Genomic DNA, 3692 nt, shown 5'->3' with positions numbered 1-3692 from the left:
GTCCGGGCTTCGCCTCGGGCTTCGCCTCAATTTTTGATTCGGGCTTTGCTGCTGGCGTGGCCTTCGCCATGCCAGGATCGACCCTGGTGCCCGCCACAACCTCACGCAGCATGTCAGCGAAAGGATGACTCATGCGAGAGCCACGCAACCGTCGGTGACAGCGGGAGGCTGGACCGTGGTACGGACGACCGCCCACATATCGCCGACCGGGAACCCGGCTCCGGCGAGCAGCGGATTGTCTCCGTATGGGTTGACTCCCCAGGCGGCTACGGCGGCTTGGCCCTGGCCTTTGAGATCCACAGCCATCGTGCCGTTCTCGATTGTGACCGAGCCGTCGAGGGTGCCGTTGATGCAGAACGGGGCGACAAAGTAACCCCACTCGGCGACGCCGCCCGCACAGTTGCCGCCAGCCTGCTTCGTCCACACTTCGATCGCAAAGCCTTCGGTGTTGTTGGCTGCACCGAAGCTCGAACCGATCGTGTCGGTCCCGTCAATAATCGGGCTACCGCCACCAACGATGTCGAGGATGTCGGGGTTCACCTCGCAGAGCGAGAGCGACACGTTGACCCATTTGTTGATGTCGGCGTCCTTCTCGCTGATACAGAAATCGCCCCACGCATTCTTCTGGGTGTACTCCTCGCCGCTCTCGACCTCGGGCGCGAACCCGAGAGTGATGAACCCGGCCGTCACGATTGACGAGCAGAGTCCCACGACGGGGACGCCGCAGTCGTTGAGACGGGTGATTCGGATGACCCGGCCCTTCAATGAGTTGAGCATTTTGGTTGCCATTGCTGTTGCCTCCTACGGGCGGGTATTGGTTGAATTATGGGACTTTGAGGATGCCCGAATCGACAGCTACGACGCCGCAAGCGGTGCCGATGGCGTAGACCCGTTGGGCGATGATCGACACGTCGTTGACCGCAGTGCCTGGGGCCGTCGTCCCGTTGAGAGTTTCGACTGCACCCCGATGCGTCTTCCACGGGCCGGAGCCGTAGATCGTGGCGGGCGAGGTGCCGGTCAGCGGATTGGTTGCTGTGATCGCAACCCTCGAACCGAGCTGCGTTTTCATGACGCCACCGAAGGGCTTGAGAGCACCCTGGGAGATCAGCAGCGAGCCGAGCCAGGTGTTCATGAACAGTGTGCGTTCGTTGTTGGTGATCTGGGCTGTCGCTTCTTCGGCGGTGGCGAGTGCGATGAGCGCCCGCTGAGCGGTGGTGTTGCCGTCGGCGGCAGGGGCCAGCCCGGCCATCGCCACGTCAGTCTTGTTTGCGATCAGGTAGGCGACGAGGTACTGCTCGAAACCCCATTGCTCAGCGGCGAGGAGTCGGGCCGTAGCGTTGGCCTCGTGCTGGGCGATGCTGCGGCTCCCCGCACCGATCGAGTCGGTGTCGTAAGTGTAGACAGCGAACGGGTCGGCGTAGCCCTGGATGTTGCAACCCGAGGCGGTCAGAGGATCTCGTGAGGGATCCACGCAGGCGTTGTATGTGAAGCCACTTTGGAAGCAGGCCGTCGTATCCCATGTCATCCCGAGGCCAGCGTGCTCGCCGTAGTCCTCGAAGTCGAACACGCTCAATCCGCCGAATGCTCGTGGTGCAGAGACCGGTGCCGTGGTCACGTCGTAGATATCTGGAACTCCAGCCATTGTTGCCTCTTTGATCTCGTGTTAGTTGAACCGAACCAAAGGACCGACGCAACCCCCAGGGGAGAAGGTTGCGTCGATCCTCAGAAACTTACTCAGGCTCCGACGAACTCAGGTCCGCCGGTCTGCCCGTCAACAACCGTCGAGACGGTGACGTTGCGTGCAGCAGGACCACGCTGGGCGGTCAGCATGAACTGCTCCGTCCAAGCCAACGTGAAGTCGTTGGTTGCGTTGAGCGTCGAGTCACGAACGACACCGAGGTCGATCGTGCCGCCGTCGCCTGCGACGTAGCCGCCTGCCGGGAACAGCAGGAAGGTGGTCGTCGTCGGCCATGCCGTGAGCGCTGTGCCGGTCGTGATCGGATCTTGTCCGGTCACGAACTGAGGACGCACACCGCGGATCGTGAAGAACCGGGTGATGTCCTCGTCGCTGACATCGAAGTATCCGATGCCTGCACGGGCTGCGAGGGTGGAGCGGATTGCTCCACGAACCCAGGTCGGGAAGACCGCTTCGAGCACTGCGTTCGGAGACATCGTGAAGGTGCTCCGGTAGTCAGCGACTTGAAGGTCTACGGCGCTCAGGATGTCGCCAGCGGCGTCGGTCGGGAGCGAGGTCACGGTGACCGCGGTTGCCCCGGCGACGATGGCTGCGAGATGAGCTGCCGACACACGGTGCATGTGGGCGGTCATCGCGAGGTCCGTCGTGCGGGCCAGCATCTCGGGGTAGCTCTTGTCCATGAAGTTGCCAGCCGTCAAGCACAGACCCTCGGCGATGAGCCGGTAGTCAGTCCAGGTCGGGCACGGAACTTGCAGGCAAGCCTTGACCGATGCGCCCGGCGTGATGTCGGTCGCCTCCGTCCAGGTCCACAGCGCCGAAGAAACATCGGACAAGCCGATGTAACTCGGGATCTTGATGCCACCGCGTGACACGCCCATCGTCGGGAGGTCGAGAAGACCGTCACGGCTTTCGATGCTGAACAGCTCGTACATGTTCTCCGACGGGGTGCAGAAGCCACCCGAAGCGACGAGGGACTGGGCATCTTTGCCACGGAGCGAGGAAGCGACGACCGCTTCCATGACCTGCGAGGCGGAGTCTCCACCGTCACGCACGAAGTGCTCTTCGGGGATTCCGGTGTCCACGGTTGCGACACCCACACGAGGCGAGTGGTCAGCGAGGCCACGGGAACGGGCAGCGAATGCTCGTGCCAGTCCCATGCGGTCGAGCTGCGAGCCGGAAGTGATTCCAGGGATGTCGGCAGCGGCAGTGATCGTTGTCATCTGCTTCGCTTCGGCAGCGGGAGGAGTCACGTCGCGAGTCGCCATGCGGCGAGCGGACGGTGCCTTCGGCTTGAGGCTGGCGGTGACCAACTCCAGCTCTTCGGCAACTTCGATCTCTTCGACGACTTCGGCGACGATCTCCTCGAAGACATCTTCTTCGGCGACTGGGCGAACCCGGTCACCGAGAGCAGCGCGCGCCTCGGAGTCGGCGTCAGCCTGCTCGGTGCGGGCAGCCTGCTCGGAGCGCACGGCATCGAGTGCCTCGGCGATCTCGGTCAGGTCGGCGACTGGTGCCGGGGTGTCGTTGTCGTACTTTGCGTCGAACTCTTCGATGATCGACGCTTCCATTGCGTCAAGCTCAGCATCGGTGATGCCGTCGAAGGATTCGGGAAGATTGGTGTCCATTTTGGGTGCCTCCTGGGCGGGGTGTATGAGATTGAGGAATCATCATGCGCCAGGGTCATACCCATGTTCGCACCGCTACCGGTCATACCGGTGGGGCGGATCAGTTGTAACTGTAGCAGACGTGTCAAGCCAGCGGGCGAATGGTGCCACCGACCGAGTGTGCGTAGCGTTGTGCTGCTGGCAGGGAAGTGAAACGGCGACCGGTCGAAACGTCATCTCGAAAGACTTCGTGGATCACTTGCGTCGAGGCAGCGCGTGCCTGCTGTGCGTCAAGCCTCACGGGCTGACCTCTCCGAACGGAGCCGCCTCATGCCATGAGCTGCTACTTGCCATGAATCCGGTTTGCCAGGGCAGCTCTCTGCTGCGCTGGG

Annotated in this window: 3 protein-coding genes; all 3 read right to left on the bottom strand. The window is 62.6% G+C overall.

The annotated features are described in order from the left end of the window. Nucleotides 1–129: 129 nt before the first annotated feature. Complete coding sequence (locus ACH2EI_RS12010) at nt 130–789, bottom strand: hypothetical protein (RefSeq protein ID WP_395160164.1); 660 nt, start codon at nt 787–789, stop codon at nt 130–132. 34 nt (nt 790–823) lie between these two features. After that, nucleotides 824–1642, bottom strand: a complete 819-nt coding sequence (locus ACH2EI_RS12005) for a hypothetical protein (protein WP_395160162.1) — start codon at nt 1640–1642, stop codon at nt 824–826. 92 nt (nt 1643–1734) lie between these two features. Continuing rightward, complete coding sequence (locus ACH2EI_RS12000; protein WP_395160160.1) at nt 1735–3321, bottom strand: major capsid protein; 1587 nt, start codon at nt 3319–3321, stop codon at nt 1735–1737. Nucleotides 3322–3692: the final 371 nt, after the last annotated feature.

The sequence above is a fragment of the Ilumatobacter sp. genome (assembly GCF_041688325.1).
Taxonomy (GTDB): domain Bacteria; phylum Actinomycetota; class Acidimicrobiia; order Acidimicrobiales; family Ilumatobacteraceae; genus Ilumatobacter_A.
This window is presented reverse-complemented; position numbering and strand designations above follow the sequence as displayed.

What these genes read in the sequence shown, in the direction of transcription:
- ACH2EI_RS12005 (WP_395160162.1), bottom strand. Translation starts at nt 1,642, where the DNA reads ATGGCTGGAGTTCCAGATATCTACGACGTGACCACGGCACCGGTCTCT.
- ACH2EI_RS12000 (WP_395160160.1), bottom strand. Translation starts at nt 3,321, where the DNA reads ATGGACACCAATCTTCCCGAATCCTTCGACGGCATCACCGATGCTGAG.
- ACH2EI_RS12010 (WP_395160164.1), bottom strand. Translation starts at nt 789, where the DNA reads ATGGCAACCAAAATGCTCAACTCATTGAAGGGCCGGGTCATCCGAATC.